The 805-nt window shown below is 47.1% G+C and carries 1 protein-coding gene; it reads right to left on the bottom strand.

Annotated elements, in window-relative coordinates:
- Positions 1 to 805 (bottom strand): penicillin-binding transpeptidase domain-containing protein (locus R7P74_RS25835; RefSeq protein WP_318123500.1); only part of this gene is annotated, 805 nt, incomplete at both ends.

The raw sequence follows: 805 nt of genomic DNA, 5'->3' as shown, positions 1-805 counted from the left end.
AAGTACCACTCGGTCAAAGATTTTTCTCGCCATTGGACCACCGTTACTTGAGCCACCGCCTGCGTTTTCTAGCACGAGAGTAACGATAACTTTTGGATCGTCAAACGGAGCAAAGCCCGTAAACAGGGCGTGGTCACGCAAGTGTTCCGCGATTTCATCTGCGTTGTACTCTTCGTTCTCGCCCAAGCCAAAGACCTGCGCTGTACCTGATTTACCGGCTGTCTGGTAGCTCATATTGTAGAAAGAACGACGAGCTGTACCACGAGTACCATGGTTTACACGGCGCATACCTTCTTTCGCAATATCCCAGTATTTTTCTGGCACATTTTGAATCGGTGGGTAGGTTACGTATTCAGAGGTTTCTTGTTCCTCAAAATTATCACCATTATCGATGGTGGACTTTAGGAGGTGAGGAGCGGAAACCGCACCATTATTCACTAACACCGATGTTGCTTTCGCAATTTGCATTGGTGTCGCCGTCCAATAGCCTTGGCCGATACCAACAGGAATAGTGTCACCTTTGTACCAAGGCGTTTTGTGACGAGACATCTTCCAATCACGAGTTGGCATATTAGCCTTACTTTCTTCGTAGATATCGATGCCTGTGTAGTCTCCAAAACCAAACATCATCATCCAGTTTGAAATTCGGTCGATCCCCAAGTCATAAGCAATTTGGTAGTAAAACGTATCAACAGACTCTTCAATGGATTTAATGACATCCACGCGGCCATGTCCCCAACGCAACCAGTCACGGAATGGACGAGTGTCAGAGTTAGGAATGCGCCAATAACCTGGGTCGTTGCGA

Source organism: Vibrio sp. 2033, assembly GCF_033339735.1.
This window is presented reverse-complemented; position numbering and strand designations above follow the sequence as displayed.